Source organism: Serinicoccus sp. CUA-874 (genome assembly GCF_001942225.1).
GTDB lineage: Bacteria > Actinomycetota > Actinomycetes > Actinomycetales > Dermatophilaceae > Ornithinicoccus > Ornithinicoccus marinus.
In genome coordinates this window covers 60,316-81,247 of record NZ_MKJZ01000037.1, presented here as the reverse complement: position 1 = coordinate 81,247, position 20,932 = coordinate 60,316, and the positions used below count along the sequence as shown (strand labels likewise).

The following is a 20,932-nucleotide window of genomic DNA, read 5'->3' as shown; positions in this document are numbered from 1 at the left end:
CCGCGCAGGGGCAGGGAAGCAGGAGGAACCCGTGAGCGCTCGAGTACTCGTGGTCGACGACGACCAGGCGCTGGCCGAGATGCTGGGCATCGTGCTGCGCAAGGAGGGCTACGAGGTGGCCACCTGCGGGGACGGTGGCCGGGCCATGCCGATGTTCCGCGAGTTCCGGCCCGACCTGGTGCTCCTCGACGTCATGCTCCCGTCGAAGGACGGCATCGAGGTATGCCATGAGCTGCGCGCCGAGTCCGGCGTGCCGGTGGTCATGCTCACCGCCCGCACCGACACCAAGGACGTCGTGCTCGGCCTGGAGGCGGGGGCCGACGACTACGTCGTCAAGCCGTTCAAGCCGCAGGAGCTGCTGGCCCGGCTCCGGGCCCGGCTGCGCCGGTCCGAGAGCGGCGACGACACCCGCCTGCAGGTCGGCGACGTGCTCATCGACGTCGCGGGGCACGAGGTGACCCGCGGCGGCGAGCAGATCCCGCTGACCCCGTTGGAGTTCGACCTGCTCGTCGCGCTGGCCAGCAAGCCGAGCCAGGTCTTCGACCGGGAGTCGCTCCTGGAGCAGGTGTGGGGGTACCGGCACGCCGGGGACACACGGCTGGTCAACGTCCACGTCCAGCGGCTGCGCAGCAAGATCGAGAAGGACCCGGAGAACCCCCAGATCGTGGTGACGGTGCGTGGCGTCGGGTACAAGGCCGGACACCCCTGAGGCGCCGCAGCAGCCCGCGGTGCGGCGGCTGCTGCAGTGGTGGCGTGGCTCGCTGCGGGCCCGTGTGGTCACCTCCACGGTGCTCCTCGGCTCACTGCTCGCGGTGCTGCTCGGGAGCGTGCTCTACCAGCAGGTCGCACGGGGCCTGGTGGACCAGGCGATCGCCAGCGCCCAGCGGGACGCGTCCCAGCAGGTGGCCACGGCGCAGCGGGCCTTCGACTCCACCGACCGGCGGGACGACAGCGGGCTGCGCGGACTGGCCGAGGAGCAGATCCAGTCGATGAGCGGTCCGTCGGCCGAGGACGGCCGCCGGGTGCAGCTCCTCCCGGCCCTCGGCAACGAGCGGGGCGTCGTCGAACCGATGGCGACCGGTGTCGCGGCCGAGGACATCCCGGCCTCGATGCAGGAGGCGATCGACGCCGACCCGGCCAACCAGCAGGTCGTCGTGGTGCCCGTCTCCCTCGAGGAGGGGGAGGAGCGGGCGGCGGCCGTCGTCGTCGGGTCACGGGTGTCGCTGCTGCGCGCCGGCCCCTACGACCTGGTGCTCGTCTACCCGTTGCTGCGCGAGCAGGAGACGCTGGACCTCGTGCGCCAGCTCTTCCTGCTCGGCGGGCTCGGTCTGGTCGCCCTGGTCGTGGGGCTCGCCCTGCTCGCGACCAGGATGGTCACCCGACCGGTGGAGGAGGTCGCCAAGCGTCGCAGGAGGTGGCGCTGGGTCACCTCGACGAGCGGCTGCCGGTGGTCGGCAACGACGAGATCGCCCAGCTCGCGACGTCCTTCAACACCATGGCTGACTCCATCCAGCACCAGATCCGCGAGCTGCGCTCACTCTCCCAGCTGCAGCAGCGCTTCGTCTCCGACGTCTCCCACGAGCTGCGCACGCCGCTGACGACGATGCGGATGGCCGGGGACGTCCTGCACGCCTCGCGGGAGGACTTCACCGCCCCCGTCGCCCGCTCGGCCGAGCTCCTGGACCAGGAGATGGACCGCTTCGAGGACCTCCTCGCCGAGCTGCTGGAGATCAGCAGGTTCGACTCCGGGGCGGTCACTGTCGAGCGCCACGAGGAGGACATCGTGCCCACCGTCCGGGCCGCGGTCGACGGGGTGCGGACCCTCGCGGACAACCTCGGGACCTCGCTGCGGCTGCACCTGCCGCAGGAGCGGGTCGAGGTATGCATGGACGGACGTCGCGTCTCCCGCGTCCTGCGTAACCTCCTCACCAACGCGGTCGAGCACGGCGAGGGGCGGCCGGTGGACGTCACCGTGGCGGTGACCCCGCAGGTCGCGTCGATCTCCGTGCGGGACCACGGGATCGGCATGGACGAGGAGCAACGACGCCAGGTCTTCGACCGCTTCTGGCGCGCCGACCCGGCGCGCACGCGCACCACGGGTGGGACGGGCCTCGGGCTGGCCATCGCCCTGGAGGACGCCCGCGTGCACGGCGGCTGGCTGCAGGTCGGCAGCGAGCCCGGGCAGGGCGCCTGCTTCCGCCTGCTGCTGCCGCGGACGCATACCCACGTCATCGCGGAGGAGCCCTCGCCGGTGCCGTCGACGGGCTCGGCGGCGACCGACGCGGAGGTCCCGGCCGTGGTGCTGGCCCTGGACACGAGGGAGGACGACTCATGACCCGACCGGCCGCGCTGCTCGCGGCGGCCTCGGTGCTCACCCTGGCCGGCTGCTCCGGGCAGCTGCCGATGACCCCCGACCCCCGCCCCGGTCTCGCCGTGTCGCAGCAGTCCGAGCGGCAGGTGGAGCGCTTCCTCCCGGCCGCCGAGGCCGGGGACTCCGAGATGGAGATCGTCCAGGGCTTCCTGCGCGCGGGGGAGGGCTTCGCCAGCGACGACGACGTGTCGCGCACCTACCTCACCGACGAGCTCGCCAGCGACTGGGTGCCCACCTCGGACGTGATCGTCTACGACGGCGGGGGCGGCCTCACCCTCACCCGGACGGGGGAGGGCGAGGTGAGCGTCGAGATGCTGGCCGTGGGCCGGGTGGACGAGCAGGGGCGGCTCACCGAGCTCGCCCCGCGGACCACCACGGTGACCTTCGGGCTCACGCGGGTGGACGGGGAGCCCCGGATCAGCGCCTTCCCCGACGACGCCGGGCTGTGGCTGTCCGACACCGAGTTCGCGCGGGCCTTCCGGCCGACCACGATCTCCTACCTCAACCCGCAGCGGGACCTCTTCGTCCCCGAGCTGCGGTGGCTGCCCGACAGCGACGGCCTGCCGACGGCCGTCACCCGCGCGCAGCTCGCCCCGCTGCCCGCGCACCTCGAGGGCGCGGTCCGCACCGGTGCGCAGGAGGGACTGCGGCTGGCCACCCCGGCGGTGCCGGTGGACCCCTCGACGCTCGTCGCGACGGTCAACCTGCGGGGCGCCACGCTGGCGCAGGACGACACCCTGGCCGCGGACCTGAGCAGCCAGCTCGCGCACAGCCTGCTGGGGCTGACGTCCGTGGCCGGGGTCGAGGTCCAGGTGGCCGGTCAGCCGTTGACGCTGGAGGGGGTCGAGGGCGCGATCACCGGCGCGACGCAGCTGCCCTACGCCGAGCTCGAGCAGTCGACCGACCAGGTCCTGCTGCGCGTGGGCGAGGAGCTCACCGGGGTCGACCCGGCGCAGTACGCGCTGCGGGACCTGCCCTCCACGGGTGAGGACCGGCTCCCCACGGTCGGGCTGGACTGGACCGGGATCGCCGCCTCGGCGGACCTGGAGGACCTGGCCGCCGTGTCGACCGACGGCAGTTCCTTCCGCCGGTGGCGCGGGGAGGAGGTGCACACCAACGCCGGGATCGGGGACGAGCTGACGACCCCGGCGGTCGACGGCGACGAGGCCTTCTGGCTGGGCGGCCTGCACCGCAGCAGCCAGACCCCGCGCATCTGGGTCGTGGACCGCGCGGACCTCGACGGGGTGGCCCGTCCGGTCGAGACGCCCTGGCTCGCCGACGACGACCGGGTGTACGGCCTGTCGATCTCGCCCGACGGCAGCCGCGCCCTGGTCGTCCTGGAGCAGGTCGACCAGGACGGGCAGGAGGAGCAGGGACCCCACCGGCTCGTCCTCAGCGGCATCGTCCGCGACGGTCAGGGCCGCCCCGTCGGGTTGACCGACCCTGCCCCGGTCGCCGCCCAGCTGGAGGACGTCACCTCGGCCCGCTGGAGCGGCGCCGGTGAGGTCCTGCTCGTCGGGCAGCGCGCGACGGACGCCGGACCCCACCCCTTCCGGTTGCCGCTGGGCGGCTGGCTGGAACCGCTGGGCGAGCTCCCCGGCCTGGTGGACGCGGTGCCGGTGCCCGGCGCGACCGGTGTCGACGTGGTCGCACGCACCCGGGACGGCGGGGTCTACGTCCCGGAGGGCCAGAGCGGCTGGCAGCCGGTGCGCAACGCCGACCAGGTCGTGGTGCCGGGCGGCTGACCTGTGGACGGGTGTGACTGGCCCTCTTTGCGTGCCAGGCTCGGGTATGCCGTGGCGCCCGGGTGTCGACCTGCGTGCCCTGCTCGACCTCCTCGCCCCGCAGGACTGCGCGGGCTGCGCGGCGGAGGGGTCCGTCTGGTGCGGGGTCTGCGAGAGCCTGTTGAGCGTGCCGCCGCGACCCTGGCGCCCCACGCCCTGTCCTGCGGGCTTCCCCCCGACGTGGACCGGCCCGGACTACTCCGGCGTCGTGCGTGCCGGCCTCGTCGCGTGGAAGGAGCAGGACCGCGTCGCCGCGACCGGTGCGCTGGCGCAGGTCCTGCGCCGGTCGCTCCGGGCGGCGATCGCGGCGTCGCCGGAGCATCGCGCCGCCGTCGCCGCCGGCCGCCCCGTGGCCGTGCTCCCCGCGCCCTCCTCCCGCCGCAGCACCCGCGCGCGCGGTCGCTCACCGGTGGGGGACCTCGCCCGGGCCGCCGCCGGTCCGGCTGCGTCGTGCCAGGGCTGGTCCTGCGCCGGCGGGTGCGGGACCAGGCCGGGCTGTCGGCGACCGAGCGGGAGAGCAACCTCGCCGGGGCCGTCGACCTGGCGCCCCGTGCCGCGGCGCGGCTGGCGGGCCTGCCCTGCGTCGTGGTGGACGACATCGTGACGACCGGTGCCACGCTGACCGACTGCGCCCGCGCGCTGGCCGCGGGCGGTGCGGGTCCGGTGGTGGCGGCGACGGTCGCCGCGACGAGCCGTCACGGCGCCGAGCGGGCCCGTGCCGAGCACCCTCTACCGTGAGCGCGGACGGCGGACTAGTGTGGGTCCATGGAGCACCTCGCGAGCAGACGTGAGGGGGTGAGGCCGGACGAGAGCAGGCGCCGCAGCCGACGCCATACCCCGCATCACACCGTCTTGCATGGAGGACTTTGATGGAACTCACCGTGACCGGTCGCAAGAGAGATGTCCCGGAGCGATTCCGCCGCCACATCGAGGACAAGCTCGACAAGATCCCGCAGCTGGCCCCCCGCGTCCGGCGTACCGAGGTGGTGCTCACGCACGAGGCCAACCCGCGCCAGGCCAAGGAGGCCGAGCGCTGCGAGATCACCTGCTACGTGCACCGGACCGTGGTCCGCGCCGAGGCCGCGGCCGACGAGGAGTATGCCGCCCTCGACCTCGCGATGGGCAAGCTGACCGAGCGGCTGCGCCGGATCCACGACAAGCGGCGGGTCTCGCACACCGGCAAGCACCGGCTCCCGTCGGTGGCCGAGGCGACCTTCGGGCTCCCCACCGAGCCGCTGGCCGACCGCGCGAACGGGTCGAGCGCACCCGACGCCCCCCGGGACCCGGAGGAGGCGGTGGACGAGGCGCTGCAGACCCAGGGCAACAGCCCGATCGAGATCCGGGAGAAGGTGCACTCCTCACCGCCCATGACCGTCGGCGAGGCGCTGTCCCAGATGGAGCTGGTCGGCCACGAGTTCTTCCTCTTCCACGACGCCGACGCCGACCGGCCCAGCGTGGTCTACCGCCGCAGGGGCTGGTCCTACGGCGTGCTGCGGCTGGACCACGCGGACGCCGACCCCGGGGACGCCTCGGAGGAGCCAGCCGCCGAGGCGGTCGCCTCCTGATGGCGGCCGGGTCGACGCGCCGCTGCGGGTGACCCCCGCACCGGCCCGGGTCCCGAGGACGACGACGACAACGACCCGGGCCGGGCCCGTCGGTGCACCGTGGCAGGGTGAGCACCGTGCTGACACTCTCCCCCGCCCAGGCGCGGCGCATCGCGCTCGCGGCACAGGGCTTCGGCCGACCACGCCCGAGCGAGCCCGGGACCCGGCAGCTGAGCGGCGTGCTGGACCGACTGGGCGTCGTCCAGATCGACAGCGTCAACGCGCTCACGCGCAGCCACTACCTGCCGTTCTTCTCTCGCCTCGGCCCCTACGACCAGACCCTGCTCGACCGGCTGCGTGACGGGTCCGGGGTGCGCGGCCGGGCCCGTGCCGGCCGGCGGATGGTGGAGTACTGGGCGCACGAAGCCTCGCTGGTCGGGCTGGACACGTGGCCCCACCTCGGCTTCCGGATGCGCCGCCCGCGGACCCTGGCCTGGCGCGCGGACCTGGAGCGCCAGCACCCCGGGCTGCTCGACGCGGTCCAGGCCGTGGTCCGGGAGCACGGTCCGCTCACCGCGAGGGAGGTCGAGGTCCACCTGCCGCACGGAGCGACGCGACGCACCGACCACTGGGGGTGGAACTGGTCGGCGGTCAAGACCTCCCTGGAGTGCCTCTTCGAGACCGGCGAAGTGACCAGCGCGGGGCGCAGCAGCCAGTTCGAGCGCTGGTATGCCGAGCCGCGGCGCGTGCTGCCGCCGAAGGTCCTGCTCCGCGCACCCGGCGGGCCGCATGCACCGGAGGAGCTGGAGTCGGTCACCGAGCTGCTGCGGATGTCGCTGCGCGCACACGGGCTGGGCAGCCAGCGCTGCCTGGGTGACTACTTCCGGGTCCGGGGACCGCTCGTCGCGACCGCGCTGGAGCGGCTGGAGCTCGCGGGGGAGGCGGAGCGGGTGACGGTCCGCGGCTGGGACCGTCCGGTGTGGCTGGACCCGCAGGCCCGCCGGCCGCGCCGGGTGGAGGGGGCGGCGCTGCTCAGCCCGTTCGACTCCCTGGTCTGGCAGCGGGAACGGGTGGAGCAGCTCTGGGGGTTCCGCTACCGGCTGGAGATCTACGTGCCCGCGCCGCAGCGGGTGCACGGCTACTACGTGCTGCCCTTCCTCCTCGACGAGGAGCTCGTCGGGCGGGTGGACCTCAAGGCCGACCGGGAGGCCGGCGCGCTGGTCGCCCGGGCGGTCCACTGGGAGCCCGGCGCCGACGTCGCCCGGGCCGCGCCGCGGCTGCTCGCCGAGCTCGAGGCGATGGCCGGGTGGCTGGCACTGGGTCGGGTCGAGCTGCCAGCCTGAGGGAGGTCCTCAGCGGTCGGTCGGTGCCGACGGCTCGGCGTCCTCGGCCAGCCGGTCGAAGCGCACCATGTCCTCCACCGTGCCGTCCCGCAGCATCTCGGCCAGGCGGTCCCGGCCCACCTCGCGCATCCCCACGGCCCGGGCGACGCGCTGGCTCGCGACGTTGCTCGCGGCCGCCCGGAGGAAGACCCGGCGCAGCCCCAGACCGTACGACTCCTCCGCCGCGAAGGCGTGCCGCAGCACCGCAGCGACCGCGCTCGTGACGACCCCCCGGCCGCGGGCCTGCGGGTGGGCCCAGTAGCCGACCTCAGCGGTGCGCGTCCCGCGGTCGAGCCCGCTCAACGAGACGTTGCCGAGGGGGACGTCCGAGCCCTCCTCCGCCACGCACCAGGTCAGCTGCTCGCCTCGGCGGGCCGCGAGCAGCGCACGGTCGATGAAGCCCAGCGCCTCGGCGGAGGTGTAGGGGTCGGGCAGCTCGGGCAGGTACTGCCGGGTGACCGGGTCGGTCGCCGCCTCGACCATCCGGTCAGCCTCGCCCGGGTCCGACCGCCAGGGCCGCAGCACCAGCCCGTCCGTCCGCAGCGTGGGGATGCCACGGTCCCCGGTCCCGTCGGTCCCGTCCACACCCGCGGACCCGAGCACGGACGCCGGGGGTCCGGGGCGGGGAGCCTGCTGGACCTCGGCGTCGGCGAGGAGCTCGAAGCGCACGTTGTCCTCCCGCTCGCCGTCCTGGGTGTAGACGCAGGCCTGCGCCTCGGTGGCGACCCAGCGGAAGCCCGCGCGCAGCAGTGCCCGGTGCGACGCGGCGTTGCGGACGTCGGCGTCGGCGGCGAGCCGGTGCAGGCCGAGCTCGCCGAAGGCATACCGGCTCGCCAGGGTCAGCGCCTCGGTCACCGCGCCGCGGCCGCGCCCCGAGGGGAGCAGCCAGTAGCCCACGGTCCCGCACCCCATCTCGAACGGGCTGCGCAGGCCGAAGACCGACATTAGGCCCAGCGCGGCGTCGTCCTCGGCGTCGGCGATGCACCACCGCAGCCCGGTGCCGCCGGCAGCACCCTCGCGCTGTGCGGCCAGCCACGACGCGACCCCCTCCTGGGTCGCCGGAGGCAGCACCGGCCCGACGAAGCTGCGCGCCAGGTCGTCCACCGACAGCAGTGCCGCGGCGTCGTCGGCGTCCTCGCGCCACGGGCGCAGCACGACCCGCTCACCCCGCAGGACCGGGGTCCGCAACCAGGGGTATGCCGGTCGCCGCGGCTCCTCGCGCGCCAGCGTCGCGATCCAGCCGTCGCGGGGCCCGGTGTCCTCACCCCACCCGGGCATGAGACCACGCACCCGCTGGGGCACCGAGAAGCCGAGCCGCCAGGCGACCCGGCGCGAGGCCCAGTTGCCGACCTCGGCGCGCCACCGCGCCAACGCCGCCCCGTCCTGCTCGAAGGCATACCCGAGCGCGAGACCCAGTGCTGTGGTGGCGACCCCGTGGCCCCGGTGCTCGGGGTGGACCGCGAAGCCGACCTCGACGCCGCCGTGACCGTCGGGGCGGTACTCCACGGTGCCGGCGCCCTGCCACCCGTCGTCGCCCGCGCGCGTCTCGACCACCCAGCGGCGCGGTGTCCACGGCCGCTGCTCCGCCCAGCCCTGCGACGCGACGGCCACCGCGGCGCGGGCCTGCGTCTCGTCACGGACGGGGACCGCGTCGCCCCACCGGCGCGCCAGCTCGTCCTGCCCGAGCCCGACGAGCATCCGGACGTGCTCCGGGCCGGGAGGCACCAGCCGGACCCCGTCCCCGTCGCGCACCGGCCCTGCCGTCGATGCGGCATCCTCAGCCATGCCCGTTAGCCTAGATGCGTGCCGAACCTCTTCGAGAAGATCCTGCGCGCCGGGGAGAAGTCCGCGCTGCGCCGGCTGGAGACCGTCGCCAAGCAGGTCAACGCGCTCGAGGAGGACTTCGAGAAGCTGACCGACGCCGAGCTGCGCGAGGAGACCGAGCGGTTCAAGGCGCGGCTCGCCGACGGCCAGACCCTCGACCAGCTCCTGCCCGAGGCCTTCGCCGCCGTCCGGGAGGCCAGCAAGCGGACGATCGGCAAGCGGCACTTCGACGTGCAGCTCATGGGCGGTGCCGCGATGCACCAGGCAACGTCGCGGAGATGCGCACCGGTGAGGGCAAGACCCTCGTCGCGACGCTCCCGTCCTATCTCAACGCGCTCACCGGCAAGGGCGTGCACGTCATCACGACCAACGACTACCTCGCGCAGTACCAGTCCGAGCTGATGGGGCGCGTGCACCGGGCCCTCGGCCTCGAGACCGGCTGCATCCTGTCGTCCATGACGCCCGCGCAACGGCGCGAGCAGTACGCCATGGACATCACCTACGGCACCAACAACGAGTTCGGGTTCGACTACCTGCGCGACAACATGGCGACCGCCCTCAAGGACCTCGTCCAGCGGGAGCACCACTTCGCGATCGTCGACGAGGTCGACTCCATCCTCATCGACGAGGCGCGGACCCCGCTCATCATCTCGGGCCCGGCCGACCAGGCGACCAAGTGGTACACCGAGTTCTCCAAGGTGGTCCGACGGCTGGAGCGCGGAGAGGCCGCGGACCCGCTGCGCGGGATCGAGTCCACCGGCGACTACGAGGTGGACGAGAAGAAGAAGACGGTCGGCGTGCTCGAGCGGGGGATCGAGAAGGTCGAGGACTACCTCGGGATCGACAACCTCTACGAGTCCGCCAACACCCCGCTGATCGGCTACCTCAACAACGCCATCAAGGCGCGCGAGCTGTTCACCCGGGACAAGGACTACGTCGTCATGGACGGCTCGGTGATGATCGTCGACGAGCACACCGGTCGCATCCTGCCCGGGCGCCGCTACAACGAGGGCATGCACCAGGCGATCGAGGCCAAGGAAGGGGTGGAGATCAAGAACGAGAACCAGACCCTGGCCACGGTCACCCTGCAGAACTACTTCCGCATGTACGACAAGCTCGCCGGGATGACCGGGACGGCGCAGACCGAGGCCGCCGAGCTGCACCAGATCTACAAGGTGGGCGTCCTGTCGATCCCCACCAACATGCCGATGATCCGCGCGGACCGCTCGGACCTGGTCTACCGCACCGAGGAGGCGAAGTTCGCCGCGGTCGTCGACGACATCGTCGAGCGGCACCGCGCCGGGCAGCCCGTCCTGGTGGGCACGACCTCGGTGGCGAAGTCGGAGTACCTCTCCGACCAGCTCCGCCGGCGCGGCGTCAAGCACGAGGTGCTCAACGCCAAGCACCACGAGCGGGAGGCCTCGATCGTGGCCGAGGCCGGACGCAAGGGTGCGGTCACGGTGTCCACCAACATGGCCGGCCGCGGCACCGACATCATGCTCGGGGGCAACTCCGAGTTCCGTGCCGTCGCGGCGCTGCACGCGCGGGGCCTGGACCCGCACGACACGCCGGAGGACTACGAGGCGGCGTGGGACAGCACCCTGGAGCAGGCCGAGTCCTCGGTCCAGGCCGAGCACGAGGAGGTCGTCGGTCTGGGCGGGCTCTACGTGCTGGGCACGGAGCGGCACGAGTCCCGCCGGATCGACAACCAGCTGCGCGGCCGCGCCGGGCGGCAGGGCGACCCCGGCGAGTCCCGCTTCTACCTCTCGCTGCAGGACGACCTGATGCGCATGTTCAACGCCGGGATGGTCGACCGGGTCATGTCCACCTCGGGGATGCAGGACGACGTCCCGATCGAGTCCAGGATCGTCTCGAGGTCCATCGCCAGCGCCCAGAGCCAGGTCGAGGCCCAGCACTTCGAGACCCGCAAGAACGTCCTGAAGTACGACGACGTCCTCAACCGGCAGCGCGAGGTCATCTACGCCGAGCGGCGGCGGGTGCTGGAGGGGGAGGACCTGCACGAGCAGGTGCGCCACTTCGTCAACGACGTCGTCGCCGACTACGTCACCAGCGCCGGCGGCAGCGGTCTCGCGGACGGTCTCGACCTGGAGGGTCTCTGGTCCGAGCTGGGCCAGGTCTACCCGGTGGGGCTGACGATCGACGACGTCGTCGCCCGGGCCGGTGGCCGGGCCGCGGTGACCGCCGACCTGCTCGTCGAGGAGCTCACCAGCGATGCGCAGCACGCCTACGACGCGCGGGAGGCCGAGCTCGGCGAGGAGATGATGCGTGACCTGGAGCGGCGCGTGGTGCTCCAGGTGCTGGACCGCAAGTGGCGCGAGCACCTCTACGAGATGGACTACCTCAAGGAGGGGATCGGACTGAGGGCGATGGCTCAGCGCGAGCCCCTCGTGGAGTACCAGCGCGAGGGCTACCAGCTCTTCCAGGCCGTCATGGAGGCGATCAAGGAGGAGTCCGTGCGCTACCTCTTCTTCGCCGAGGTCGCGGCCTCCGGGGACCAGCAGGCGCAGAAGCCGCAGTCGCTGACCTTCGTGGCCCCCACGGAGGACGGCGAGGCGCGCACGAGCAGCGTGCGCGCCGACGGCAGCCACCGGGACCAGGCGCCGGCCTCCGGGGCAGCGGCGGGCAATCGGGCCCAGCGGCGGCGTGCCGCCCAGGGCCAGCGCCGCTGACGCCGGACGGGGAGCCGGGCGTCACGTCATCGCCCGCGGTCTCGCGCTCACCCGAGCTCGAAGGCGGTGATCACCCACCGCCCGTCCACGCCGCTCATCCGCACCGCGAGAGCGCGCACCCGGCCGTCCAGGAGGATGACGGCTGACAGCTCGCAGACCCCGTCGGCGGGGTGGCAGGTCAGCAGGGTGCGGACGCGGGGCGGCCGGTGCCGCCCGGCCCGACGTCGGGCCAGCTGCCCTCGCCGGCCGATCCGGTCCCGGACGTCGGGTGACAGCCACCGCGACAGCTGCTCCACCGGACGGCTGCCGGCGCAGACCTCGAGCACGGCACGCAGCATCCGCTCCGCCCAGGCCGAGGCCTCGGGCAGGTCGGTGGTGGGCGTGGCCTGCGGCCCGAAGAAGCTGTCGTAGGCGTCGTGCCGGAAGTCGACGGCCAGTGCCCCCTGCACGTAGTCCTCGGCGGGCGCTGCCGTGCGTCGACCCGATCGCCAGTCGCCACCATCCGCACCCGGCTCGGGCGGCACGACAGGGGTGAGGTGCAGGACGCCGGGCACCGAGGTCGCGCGGCTCATCGCCCCGGTCCCGTCGTGCCGGGCACCACGAGCTCCTGCCCCGGCAGCAGCAGGTCCGGGTCCGGACCGATCACGCCGCGGTTGGCGGCATACCACCGCGGCCACTCCTGCGCGACCTGCGCCGCCGTCGCGTCCGCACCGAGGTGTCGCTGCGCGAGGTCCCACAGGGTGTCACCGCGGCGCACCACGTGACGGTCGGGGAGGTCGTCCGCGACCCGGCCGCTGACCAGAGCCACGTCCGCGTGGGCCGGCTGCGTGGGACCGGAGGTCGGCGTCCACCCGGGCGTCGGGACAGGTGCGGACGACGGCGTCCCCGAGGGCTGCTCGGCGTCCGAGGGGGTGTCCTCGGTCACCCCAGGCTGGAGCACCACCGGTGTCTGCGCCGGTGCGGCGAGCGCCGCTGCCCCGGTGGCCGCGGCGGCCGACGCCGAGATCGAGATGAGCAGCGCGCTCGCCAGGCGGACCGGGGCCGACGGCGTGGTGCGTCGCGTGGCGCCGGTGGTGCCGGGTCGCAGGTGCCAGGTCGCGGCGGCCAGGACCGCTCCGATCGCCAGCAGCAGCCCGGCGGCGAGCAGGAGCATCGCGCTGAGCAGCGCAGGGCCGAGCGGGCCGGGGCCGCCTCCCGGCCACGTGGTCACCGCCCGTCCGAGCAGTCCGGTCCCCGCGACCGTGGCCCCGACCGTGCCCACGAGTCCGCACCCGGCCGGCCCCGCCCCGCGCGTCCGCAGGTCGCTCCCCGACGGATCCATCTCCCCTCCCTCTGACCGTCGGCGACGGTCTGTTGCGTTCGTTTGCGGACGTTTGCGTCCACTGGTGGCACCGTAGGTGGCGGGGAGCGGGGGAGTCAAGGGGTGTGGACGGCGCACGTGGCGATCCGGCGGCGGTGGCACGATGACCTCATGCGGTGGGACCAGTCTTCGAGGACCTCGAGGCGCAGCAGCACGAGTGGCTGCGCCGTGAGGTCGAGACCGAGGCGGCGGATCACACCCGGGCCGAACGCGCCCGGGTCCATCTCGGCGACCGGCTGGCGGCCGACGTCGGACGGACGCTGCGGGTACGGGTCAGCGGGGTCGGCCCGGTCGTGGGGACCCTCGTGGACGTCGGGCCCGACTGGCTGCTGCTGCACGACGCGCAGCGGCGGGAGCAGCAGGAGAGCCTGGTGCTGACCGGTGCGCTCCGCTCGGTGGAGGGACTGACCGGACGCGTGGACGAGCGACCACGACGCCGGTCGCTGCGCCAGGCGCTGCGCGCCGTGAGCCGCGACCGGGCGCCGGTGCGGATCCACGACCGCGAGGGTGACCACCTGAGCGGGACGATCGACCGGGTGCTGGCCGACCACCTGGACCTGGCCCGGCACGCGGACGACGAGGCGCGCCGGTCCGCTGCCGTGCGGGGCACGGTGTCCGTGCCCTACGCCGCCGTGTCCATGCTCCGCCGCCTGTGACCGGACCCCCGCCGACCGGCGACGAAGGGTGTCAGCGAGGTTCCTCGCCCTGGTGCAACGACTCCCGCGTCTCGGCATACATCCGCTGGATGTAGGCCTCGAGCTCGGTGCTCTCCACCCGCCAGACGCCGCGCCCGCCGAGCTTGATGCCGGCCAGCTGTCCGGACCGGACCAGTGCTTTGACCTGCGACAGCGAGACGTTCAACGTGTCCGCCACGTCGGGCAGGGTCAGGAATCGTGGCCCGGGCACACCGGCCTCCTCTCGTCGGTCGTCCGGTCCGATCCTACGGTCGTCGCACCCGGTGCGTGAGGACGGTTGTGGACGACAGCTGCCCTCACCGGCCCGCGGCGGGTTATCGTGCGGGCGAGCCGCACGACGAAGGGGGTCGGGAGATGGGACCGACAGGGCAGGGCGAGCAACCGCGCACGGTGCGCCGGCTGCGTGCGCCCGGGTGGCGCGACCTGAGGCTGCTCGTGGGGCTGCTGCTGGTCGTGCTCTCGGTGGCCGGCGGAGCGCGCCTGGTCGCCGGGCTCGACGACACCCGCCCGGTCTATGCCGCGGCCCGGGACCTCGTGCCCGGGCAGCCGCTGGAGGAGGGTGACCTCGTGCCCGTCCAGGTCCGGCTGGGCGAGGGGGCCTCGCACTACCTGGACGCCGGCACCCCGGTCTCCGACGGCACCTACCTGCTGCGCGGGGTGATGGAGGGCGAGCTCGTGCCGGGCGCGGCGGTGGGCACCGAGCGCGAGGCGCTGGACAAGACGGTGAACGTGCCGGTGGACGCCCAGGCGGTCTCCGGGCTGACCTCGGGCACGCCGGTGGACGTCTGGGTGAGCCGCCGTGACACGGAGGCCGTCGGGGAGGCCTATCTCGACCCCGAGCTGCTGCTCGCGGGCGCGGTCGTCGACCGGGTGTCGGAGGAGTCCGGTGGTCTCGGCGCCCAGATCGGCGGCTCGTCGGTGTCGCTGGTGGTGCCGGCCGACCGCGTGGGCGACGTCATCGGGGCGGTCGACCAGGACTCCCGGCTGACCCTCGTGCCGGCCCCGCGGACGCAGGTGGGGTCGGACGGGTGAGCCGCCCGCTCGTCACCGCGGTGGCGCCCCGGTGGGAGAGCCAGGTCGCGACCCTCCTCGACGGATCGGGCCAGGCCCATCTGGTGCGTCGGTGCGCGGATCTCGCCGAGCTGCTCGGCGTGTGCCGTGCCGGGCTCGCGCAGGTGGCGCTGGTCTCCTGGGACGTGCGCGGGCTGGACCGGGAGATGGTGCACGCGCTCGTCGACGCCGGTGCGCAGGTCGTGGGGCTCCACCCGCAGGGCGACGACGAGGCGGCCCGGGTGCTGCTCCGCTGGGGAGCGCACGCGACGCTGGCCATGGACGGCTCGACCTCCGACCTGGACGCCTCGCTCGCCGGGCTCGACGACGGTGCGGCCGCTGACAGGGTGGACGGCCTCGCGCCGGGGCAGGGGGTCGAAGAGAGCTCCCTGGAGGTCAGCCGCGCCGCCCAGCAGCACGCTGCCGACGCCCGGGCCGGTGGTCGGCCCACGGGTGGGCGGCTCGGCCGGTGGCGCGGCCGCTCCCGGGCAGGGTCGACACCGGTCACGGAGGCCGACGAGCACGACCTCGACGAGACCGAGACGACGTCGCCGGACGAGCCTGACGCCACCCACGACGACGAGCGCGAGGGAGAGGTGGTCGTCGTCTGGGGCCCGCACGGCAGCACCGGCCGGACCACGGTCGCGGTCAACCTCGCCGCCGAGCTCGCCGGCCCCGTGCGCCCGGTCGTGCTCGTCGACGCCGACACCTACGGCGCCACGGTGGCGCAGACGCTCGCGGTGCTGGACGAGTCGCCCGGGGTCGCCGCCGCCGCCCGTGCCGCGGACCAGGGGTCGCTGGACGAGACGGCCCTGCTCCGACTGGCCCCGCAGGTCCGTCCCGGGCTGCGGCTGCTCACCGGGCTGCCCCGCGCGGACCGCTGGACCGAGCTGCGGGAGGCGGCCCTGTCGGAGGTGCTGCAGCAGGCCCGGTCCGTCGCACGCTGGGTGGTGGTGGACGTGGCACCGACGGTCGAGCAGGACGAGGAGCTCTCCTTCGACACCGGAGCGCCCCGGCGCAACGGGGCAGCCCTGTGCGCGCTGCAGGAGGCCGACCGGGTCGTCGTGGTGGGCACCGGCGACCCGGTGGGGTTGCAGCGGCTCGTGCGGGCCCTGGACCAGCTGCCGACGCTGACGACGGCGCGGCACCAGGTCGTCGTGACCCGGGTGCGGTCCGGACCGGTCGGGCCAGAGCCCGGGCGGCGGATCACCGAGACGCTGCGCCGCTTCGCACGGACCGACGAGGTGCGCCTCGTCCCCGAGGACCGGGAGACGCTGGACGCCGCGCTGCTGCACGGGCATACCCTCGCCGAGACGCGGCCGGGCAGCCCGGCCCGCACCTCGATCCAGCAGCTGGCGCGGGACCTGGACGGAGCCGGGAGCGCCCCGCCCCGTCGCTCTCGCTGGGCCGGGCTGCTGGGCGTCGGACGCTGAAGGTCCGGCGCCCACGGCCCCGGATATGCTCGCGCACCGCGGATCTGACACCATGGCGGCGTCCGCACCCGGTCCGGTGCGCGACCAGGCCACCACCGGTGACGAGGAGGGCGCAGATGACCACCGTGCGCTGCTACCTGCCGCTGAGCGCCGAGAGCCTGGTCCGCCTGCGGGACGAACGTCGCCTGACCGGTCCGCTCCGCGCGACGGCGGTGACCGAGCAGGCTCGCGCCGCCGAGCCCACCGCTGACGAGGACGAGCTGGAGTATGCCGCGTCCCAGGCGGCGGCGGCCTCGCTCGTCGGCAGCGGCGCCCCGGTGGTCGTCGCCGCGGCGGACGTCCAGGACCGGGACGTCCGGGCGGACGGCGGCGGGTGGATCCACGTCGACGGGGTCCTCGAGCTCGCCCGGGTGGCCGCACTCCATCTCGGGGACGACGTCGTCTCCGGGAGGCGCGAGGCGCTGCCCGCACCGGAGGAGGACCTCGAGCTGTCCTGGTTCGACACCACCGAGCTCGACCACGTGCTGGAGCTGACCGAGCGCCTCGCGCGCACCGACACCGCCGGCTGAGCCCGGCCACGACCGACAGGAGAGCTGTGCCGATGGATGGCATCGTCGACGTCCCCACCCCGCTGAACGAGCCGGTCCTGGACTACGCGCCGGGCAGCACCGAGCGCGCTGCCCTCGAGGTGGCGCTCGCCGAGATCGCGGCGACCCCCGTCGACCTGCCCCACGTCATCGGGGGCCGGGAGGTCACCGGCGGCGGCAAGGCCATCGACGTCGTGCAGCCGCACGCCCACGCCGAGGTGCTGGGGACGATGCGGGACGGGACCAAGAAGGACGCCACCGCCGCCGTCGACGCCGCGCTGGCCGCCGGCGAGGGCTGGCGCGCGATGTCCTTCGAGGAGCGGGCCTCCATCTTCCTCAAGGCGGCGGACCTGCTGACCGGTCCCTGGCGGGCGCGGATGAACGCCGCCACCATGCTCGGGCAGAGCAAGACCCCGCTGCAGGCTGAGATCGAGGCCGCCTGCGAGCTGGCCGACTTCTGGCGGTTCAACGTGCACTTCGCCCGGCAGCTGCTCACCGAGCAGCCGCTGCGCAACCCGCGCGGTCGTGGAACCGCATCGACCAGCGGCCGCTGGAAGGCTTCGTCTACGCGGTCACCCCCTTCAACTTCACCGCCATCGCCGGCAACCTGCCCACCGCGCCGGCACTCATGGGCAACACCGTGGTGTGGAAGCCGGCCACGACCCAGCAGCGGGCCGCCAGCATGATCATGGAGCTGCTGCACCAGGCCGGGCTGCCCGACGGCGTCGTCAACATGGTGACGGGCACCGGACCGGCGATCTCCGAGGTCACCCTCGCCCACCCCGACCTCGCCGGGGTGCACTTCACCGGCTCCACGGCCGTCTTCAACTCGTTCTGGCACCAGATCGGCAGCAACCTGTCGACCTACCGCTCCTACCCGCGCATCGTGGGCGAGACCGGTGGCAAGGACTTCATCGTCGCCCACCCCAGCGCCGACCTGGACGTGCTGCGCACCGCGATGGTCCGCGGTGCCTTCGAGTTCCAGGGCCAGAAGTGCTCGGCCGCCTCGCGCGCCTACGTCCCCGCCTCCGTGTGGTCGCGGCTGAAGGACGACCTGGTGCAGACCACCGAGGGCATACCCATGGGTGACGTCCGCGACCTGTCGAACTTCATGGGCGCCGTCATCGACGCCAAGGCCTTCGCCAAGCACAAGGACGTCATCGACCGGGCGCACGCCGACGACGGGGTCGAGATCGTGGCCGGAGGCACCTACGACGACTCGGTGGGCTGGTTCGTCCGCCCGACCGTCGCGGTCGTGGACGACCCCAGCCACGAGATGATGACGACGGAGTACTTCGGGCCGATCCTCGCCGTGCACGTCTACCCGGACGACGGCTGGGACGCCATGATCGACCAGATGGAGTCGGCGACGCCCTACGCCCTCACCGGCGCGGTGATCTCCCAGGACCGTGCGGCGGTGAACGAGGCGGTGCGGCGGCTGCGGTTCGCCGCCGGCAACTTCTACATCAACGACAAGCCCACCGGGGCCGTCGTGGGCCAGCAGCCGTTCGGCGGCGCCCGGGCCTCGGGCACCAACGACAAGGCGGGCTCGGCCGCCAACCTGCAGCGGTGGGTCAACACCCGGGTCATCAAGGAGACCTTCGTGCCGCCGACGGACTACCGCTACCCGCACATGGGGTGAGGCGGGCCGCCCGAGGACTCAGCCCCGGGCCAGCCACTCGCGGGCGACGCCCTCCTCGAGCTGCACGAACTCCTTGACCCGTGCCGCCACCTCGCGCTCGATGCGGTGGCCGAGGAAGGGGATGCGGGCCTCGAGGTCGCCGTCCACGACGTGGTCTGTCGTGCCCTCCCCGGCGCGCCGCAGGTGGATGCCGCCGGTGAACGACACCGGCAGGCCCGGCAGTTCCAGGCTCATGGCCCCCTCCCGCTCGCCGTCCGCGTCCGGGGAGCCCCACCGCACCGTCTCGACGACGAGCAGCTGCGGACCCACGAGGGTCTTGGCGATGTCCGGTATGCCGTCGTTCGGGAGGTGCCGACGCGTGGTCACCGTGGTGCTGCCGTCCGCCGCGGGCTCGATCTGGACGGTCTGGTCCAACGCTCCGGACCGCTCGCAGCGCAGCACCTGGTAGCCGTGGTCGGTCAGCATCTCGAAGGTGCGCTGCGGGTCCGCGGCGTGCGAGATCGTCTCGGTGATCCTCATGGGCTCACGGTACGACCTGAGGTCAGGGTGCGGGCAGCGCGGCGCGCAGGCGGCGCTGGCACCGGTGCAGCCGCCGGAGCACGACGCCCTTGTCGCCCGACCCGAGCACGCCGCGTCGAGTCCGGTCCGCCACCTGGTCCAGCAGGTCCGCCACCTCGTCCAGCACGCCTGCGGCGGTGGCGACCCAGGCGACCGGGTGGTCGCCCAGGGCGGGGGTGTGGGCCCGGAGCCGTGCCGCGGCAGCCCGGCAGCGGCGTGGTCCGGGAGGCGGTCGGTGGCACCGATGGCGCCCACGACGAGCGGCTGGGGACGGGGCGTGTCCCGACCGGACGCGGCATCGGCGAGCAGGTGCGACACGGCGTGGAGCACCCCCTCCGTCAGTCCGCTGGCCTCGGCCCACCCGAGGTCCGGGGCCAGCCCGCTGATCTCCTCGGCGGCGCGCAGCAGCCGGCCGGGGTCGGCGTCGACCGGGGCCGGGGCCGTGACGTCCGCGGGGTCGAAGGGCCACCGGGGGACGGACATGAGACCACTCTAGGCAGCCGGCCGGGTCCCGTGCGGCGCTCGTCCCCAGACGGGTACCCTGACGGCAGGGGTGCACGCCGTGGTGCGCCCGTGGCCTGATGCCGCGACCTGAAGGAGTGTTCGCACCAGATGACGTCCACCGACACGCTCACCGACAGGTTCTTCCACCACCTGGCCCCGGCCGCGTTGGTCGGGCGGGACGAGGGGCAACGCTCGTCGATGGCAGGGGCGATGGCCCGGCTGTCCGGGGAACGGGCCCAGGGACGGGCCGCGGTGCGCGTCCTCAACCCCACCTTCGAGGACGGCGGCTGGACCAGCCGGCAGACGGTGGTCCAGGTCGTCACCGACGACATGCCCTTCCTCGTGGACTCGGTGCTCGGCGAGATCGCCCGCCACGGACTGGGGGTGCACCAGCTCCTGCACCCGCGCCTCGTCGTCGACGAGGGCTCCGGCGAGGTGCTGGACGTCGACACCGCGCAGGTGGGCGACGGGCACCGGGTCGAGTCCTGGATCCACGTCGAGGTGGACCGTGTGCCGGACCCGGACCGGCGCGCGGCGCTGCAGCACGACCTCGAGCGGGTGCTCGCCGACGTGCGCCGCGCCTGTCAGGACTGGAAGGCCATGCGGCAGCGGGCCCGGGCCATCCTGGCCGAGCTCGAGATCGGTCCACCCCGGTCGGTGCCGTCGGACGAGGTCGGCTCCGTCGTCGACTTCCTCACCTGGATCGACGACCACCACTTCACCTACCTGGGATACCGCAGCTATGACCTGGTGGACACCGACGACGGGCTCGCGCTCCAGGCGGTGCCCGGCAGCGGTCTGGGCATCCTGCGGGAGACCGGGGCCCAGCCGTCGCCGACGGTGCTGCGGCCCGTTGCGGCCCGGACGGCGCGGGAGCCGCAGCTGCTCACCGTGACCAAGGCCAACACCCGGGCCACCGTCCACCGGTCCGTCCCACTGGACTACCTGGGGATCCGCCGCTTCGACGAGCAGGGCGAGGTCGTCGGGGAGCACCGCTTCCTCGGGCTGTTCACCCAGAGCGCCTACGCCGAGTCGACCCAGCGGCTCCCGATCGTCGGCGCCAAGGTGCAGCAGGTGCTGGAGGAGTCCGGCTTCGCGCCCGACAGCCACAGCGGCAAGGACCTGCTGAGCATCCTGGAGGCCTACCCCCGGGACGAGCTCTTCCAGGCCTCGGTGGAGCACCTGGCGGCGACGGCCGGCGACGTGGTCCGGCTGCTGGAGCGTCCGGCGGCGAAGGTCTACGTCCGCCCCGACGAGTTCGGGCGATTCGTCAGCGCGCTGGTCTACCTGCCCCGGGACCGCTACAACACCGCCAACAGGCTCCGGGTGCAGCGGTTGCTGGAGGAGGCCTACGGCGGCGAGCTGGCGGACTACGCCACCCGGGTGGGCGACGGACCGCTGGCCCAGCTCCACTTCGTGATCTCGGTCCCCAAGGACGCCGACCTGCCGGAGGTGGACCAGGCCGAGCTGCAGGAGCGGCTGGCCGCGGTGACCCGGACGTGGGTGGA

The 20,932-nt window shown here is 73.9% G+C and carries 15 protein-coding genes and 5 pseudogenes; 15 read left to right on the top strand and 5 right to left on the bottom strand.

Going from position 1 to position 20,932, the window contains the following annotated elements; all coding sequences use genetic code 11:
* Window positions 1-31 precede the first annotated feature (31 nt).
* The 7 genes and pseudogenes from mtrA to BJF80_RS14985 all read left to right on the top strand — a co-directional run bounded on the left by mtrA (window position 32) and on the right by BJF80_RS14985 (window position 7,042).
* Complete coding sequence (gene mtrA, locus BJF80_RS15010) at window positions 32-709, top strand: MtrAB system response regulator MtrA (protein WP_022924173.1); 678 nt, start codon at window positions 32-34, stop codon at window positions 707-709.
* A 36-nt stretch (window positions 710-745) separates the two neighbouring features.
* Window positions 746-1,459: pseudogene (locus BJF80_RS21685) on the top strand (hypothetical protein); the annotation flags it as partial.
* Window positions 1,460-2,335, top strand: a pseudogene (locus BJF80_RS21680) (ATP-binding protein); the annotation flags it as partial. It lies immediately after the preceding pseudogene.
* Complete coding sequence (locus BJF80_RS15000) at window positions 2,332-4,116, top strand: LpqB family beta-propeller domain-containing protein (RefSeq protein ID WP_075814834.1); 1,785 nt, start codon at window positions 2,332-2,334, stop codon at window positions 4,114-4,116. The pseudogene BJF80_RS21680 and the gene BJF80_RS15000, both read left to right, overlap by 4 nt.
* Before the next feature lie 489 nt (window positions 4,117-4,605).
* The gene (locus tag BJF80_RS18940; protein WP_158068550.1) at window positions 4,606-4,893 is read left to right on the top strand and encodes a ComF family protein; all 288 of its coding nucleotides are present in this window, start codon (window positions 4,606-4,608) and stop codon (window positions 4,891-4,893) included.
* Window positions 4,894-5,024: 131 nt separating this feature from the next.
* Window positions 5,025-5,720 carry a ribosome hibernation-promoting factor, HPF/YfiA family gene (hpf, locus tag BJF80_RS14990; RefSeq protein ID WP_075814832.1) on the top strand — a complete coding sequence of 232 codons (696 nt, stop codon included), beginning with the start codon at window positions 5,025-5,027 and terminating at the stop codon, window positions 5,718-5,720.
* Window positions 5,721-5,836: 116 nt separating this feature from the next.
* Complete coding sequence (locus tag BJF80_RS14985; protein ID WP_083673736.1) at window positions 5,837-7,042, top strand: winged helix-turn-helix domain-containing protein; 1,206 nt, start codon at window positions 5,837-5,839, stop codon at window positions 7,040-7,042.
* Between the two features lie 9 nt (window positions 7,043-7,051).
* Here the strand turns inward: BJF80_RS14985 and BJF80_RS14980 are convergent, their stop codons facing one another.
* The gene (locus BJF80_RS14980; protein ID WP_083673722.1) at window positions 7,052-8,866 is read right to left on the bottom strand and encodes a GNAT family N-acetyltransferase; all 1,815 of its coding nucleotides are present in this window, start codon (window positions 8,864-8,866) and stop codon (window positions 7,052-7,054) included.
* Window positions 8,867-8,884: 18 nt separating this feature from the next.
* On the opposite strand from BJF80_RS14980, the pseudogene secA reads away from it, so the two are divergent.
* Window positions 8,885-11,595, top strand: a pseudogene (secA, locus tag BJF80_RS14975) (preprotein translocase subunit SecA).
* A gap of 47 nt (window positions 11,596-11,642) precedes the next feature.
* Here the strand turns inward: secA and BJF80_RS14970 are convergent.
* Both BJF80_RS14970 and BJF80_RS19420 read right to left on the bottom strand, forming a co-directional pair.
* Window positions 11,643-12,167, bottom strand: coding sequence for an Rv3235 family protein (locus BJF80_RS14970; protein ID WP_022924165.1), 525 nt, complete (start codon window positions 12,165-12,167; stop codon window positions 11,643-11,645).
* On the bottom strand, window positions 12,164-12,916 hold the full coding sequence (locus tag BJF80_RS19420) for a LysM peptidoglycan-binding domain-containing protein (protein ID WP_202817232.1): 753 nt from the start codon (window positions 12,914-12,916) through the stop codon (window positions 12,164-12,166). Before BJF80_RS19420 ends, BJF80_RS14970 begins: the two co-directional genes overlap by 4 nt.
* Before the next feature lie 155 nt (window positions 12,917-13,071).
* Between BJF80_RS19420 and BJF80_RS14960 the strand changes: the two genes are divergently transcribed.
* A complete protein-coding gene (locus tag BJF80_RS14960) occupies window positions 13,072-13,611 on the top strand; it encodes a hypothetical protein (protein ID WP_083673721.1) in 540 nt (179 codons plus the stop codon).
* Between the two features lie 31 nt (window positions 13,612-13,642).
* Here the strand turns inward: BJF80_RS14960 and BJF80_RS14955 are convergent, their stop codons facing one another.
* The gene (locus tag BJF80_RS14955; RefSeq protein ID WP_022924162.1) at window positions 13,643-13,861 is read right to left on the bottom strand and encodes a helix-turn-helix transcriptional regulator; all 219 of its coding nucleotides are present in this window, start codon (window positions 13,859-13,861) and stop codon (window positions 13,643-13,645) included.
* Window positions 13,862-14,004: 143 nt separating this feature from the next.
* Here BJF80_RS14955 and BJF80_RS14950 point away from each other — a divergent pair, with 143 nt between their 5' ends.
* From BJF80_RS14950 to BJF80_RS14935, 5 genes and pseudogenes are all read left to right on the top strand, one after another.
* Window positions 14,005-14,682 (top strand): CpaB family protein, encoded by a 678-nt coding sequence (locus BJF80_RS14950; RefSeq protein ID WP_075814824.1) that lies wholly within the window; start codon window positions 14,005-14,007, stop codon window positions 14,680-14,682.
* Complete coding sequence (locus BJF80_RS14945; protein WP_075814822.1) at window positions 14,679-16,133, top strand: CpaE/TadZ family protein; 1,455 nt, start codon at window positions 14,679-14,681, stop codon at window positions 16,131-16,133. The genes BJF80_RS14950 and BJF80_RS14945 overlap by 4 nt, the downstream gene beginning before the upstream one ends.
* Window positions 16,134-16,249: 116 nt before the next feature.
* Window positions 16,250-16,702, top strand: coding sequence for a DUF6912 family protein (locus BJF80_RS18935; protein ID WP_075814820.1), 453 nt, complete (start codon window positions 16,250-16,252; stop codon window positions 16,700-16,702).
* A gap of 32 nt (window positions 16,703-16,734) precedes the next feature.
* Window positions 16,735-17,160, top strand: a pseudogene (locus tag BJF80_RS21825) (aldehyde dehydrogenase family protein); the annotation flags it as partial.
* Window positions 17,160-18,362, top strand: coding sequence for an aldehyde dehydrogenase family protein (locus tag BJF80_RS14935; protein ID WP_527251118.1), 1,203 nt, complete (start codon window positions 17,160-17,162; stop codon window positions 18,360-18,362). The pseudogene BJF80_RS21825 and the gene BJF80_RS14935, both read left to right, overlap by 1 nt.
* 18 nt (window positions 18,363-18,380) lie before the next feature.
* Here the strand turns inward: BJF80_RS14935 and BJF80_RS14930 are convergent, their stop codons facing one another.
* Window positions 18,381-19,403 carry a DUF2505 domain-containing protein gene (locus BJF80_RS14930; protein WP_075814818.1) on the bottom strand — a complete coding sequence of 341 codons (1,023 nt, stop codon included), beginning with the start codon at window positions 19,401-19,403 and terminating at the stop codon, window positions 18,381-18,383.
* Window positions 19,404-19,532: 129 nt separating this feature from the next.
* Between BJF80_RS14930 and BJF80_RS20910 the strand changes: the two are divergent.
* Window positions 19,533-20,867, top strand: a pseudogene (locus BJF80_RS20910) (NAD-glutamate dehydrogenase); the annotation flags it as partial.
* Between the last annotated feature and the right edge of the window lie 65 nt (window positions 20,868-20,932).

Coding starts and splice junctions, on each gene's coding strand:
- BJF80_RS15000 (WP_075814834.1), top strand. CDS start 2,332: ATGACCCGACCGGCCGCGCTGCTCGCGGCGGCCTCGGTGCTCACCCTG.
- hpf (WP_075814832.1), top strand. CDS start 5,025: ATGGAACTCACCGTGACCGGTCGCAAGAGAGATGTCCCGGAGCGATTC.
- BJF80_RS14980 (WP_083673722.1), bottom strand. CDS start 8,866: ATGGCTGAGGATGCCGCATCGACGGCAGGGCCGGTGCGCGACGGGGAC.
- BJF80_RS14970 (WP_022924165.1), bottom strand. CDS start 12,167: ATGAGCCGCGCGACCTCGGTGCCCGGCGTCCTGCACCTCACCCCTGTC.
- BJF80_RS19420 (WP_202817232.1), bottom strand. CDS start 12,916: ATGGATCCGTCGGGGAGCGACCTGCGGACGCGCGGGGCGGGGCCGGCC.
- BJF80_RS14950 (WP_075814824.1), top strand. CDS start 14,005: ATGGGACCGACAGGGCAGGGCGAGCAACCGCGCACGGTGCGCCGGCTG.
- BJF80_RS18935 (WP_075814820.1), top strand. CDS start 16,250: ATGACCACCGTGCGCTGCTACCTGCCGCTGAGCGCCGAGAGCCTGGTC.
- BJF80_RS14930 (WP_075814818.1), bottom strand. CDS start 19,403: ATGTCCGTCCCCCGGTGGCCCTTCGACCCCGCGGACGTCACGGCCCCG.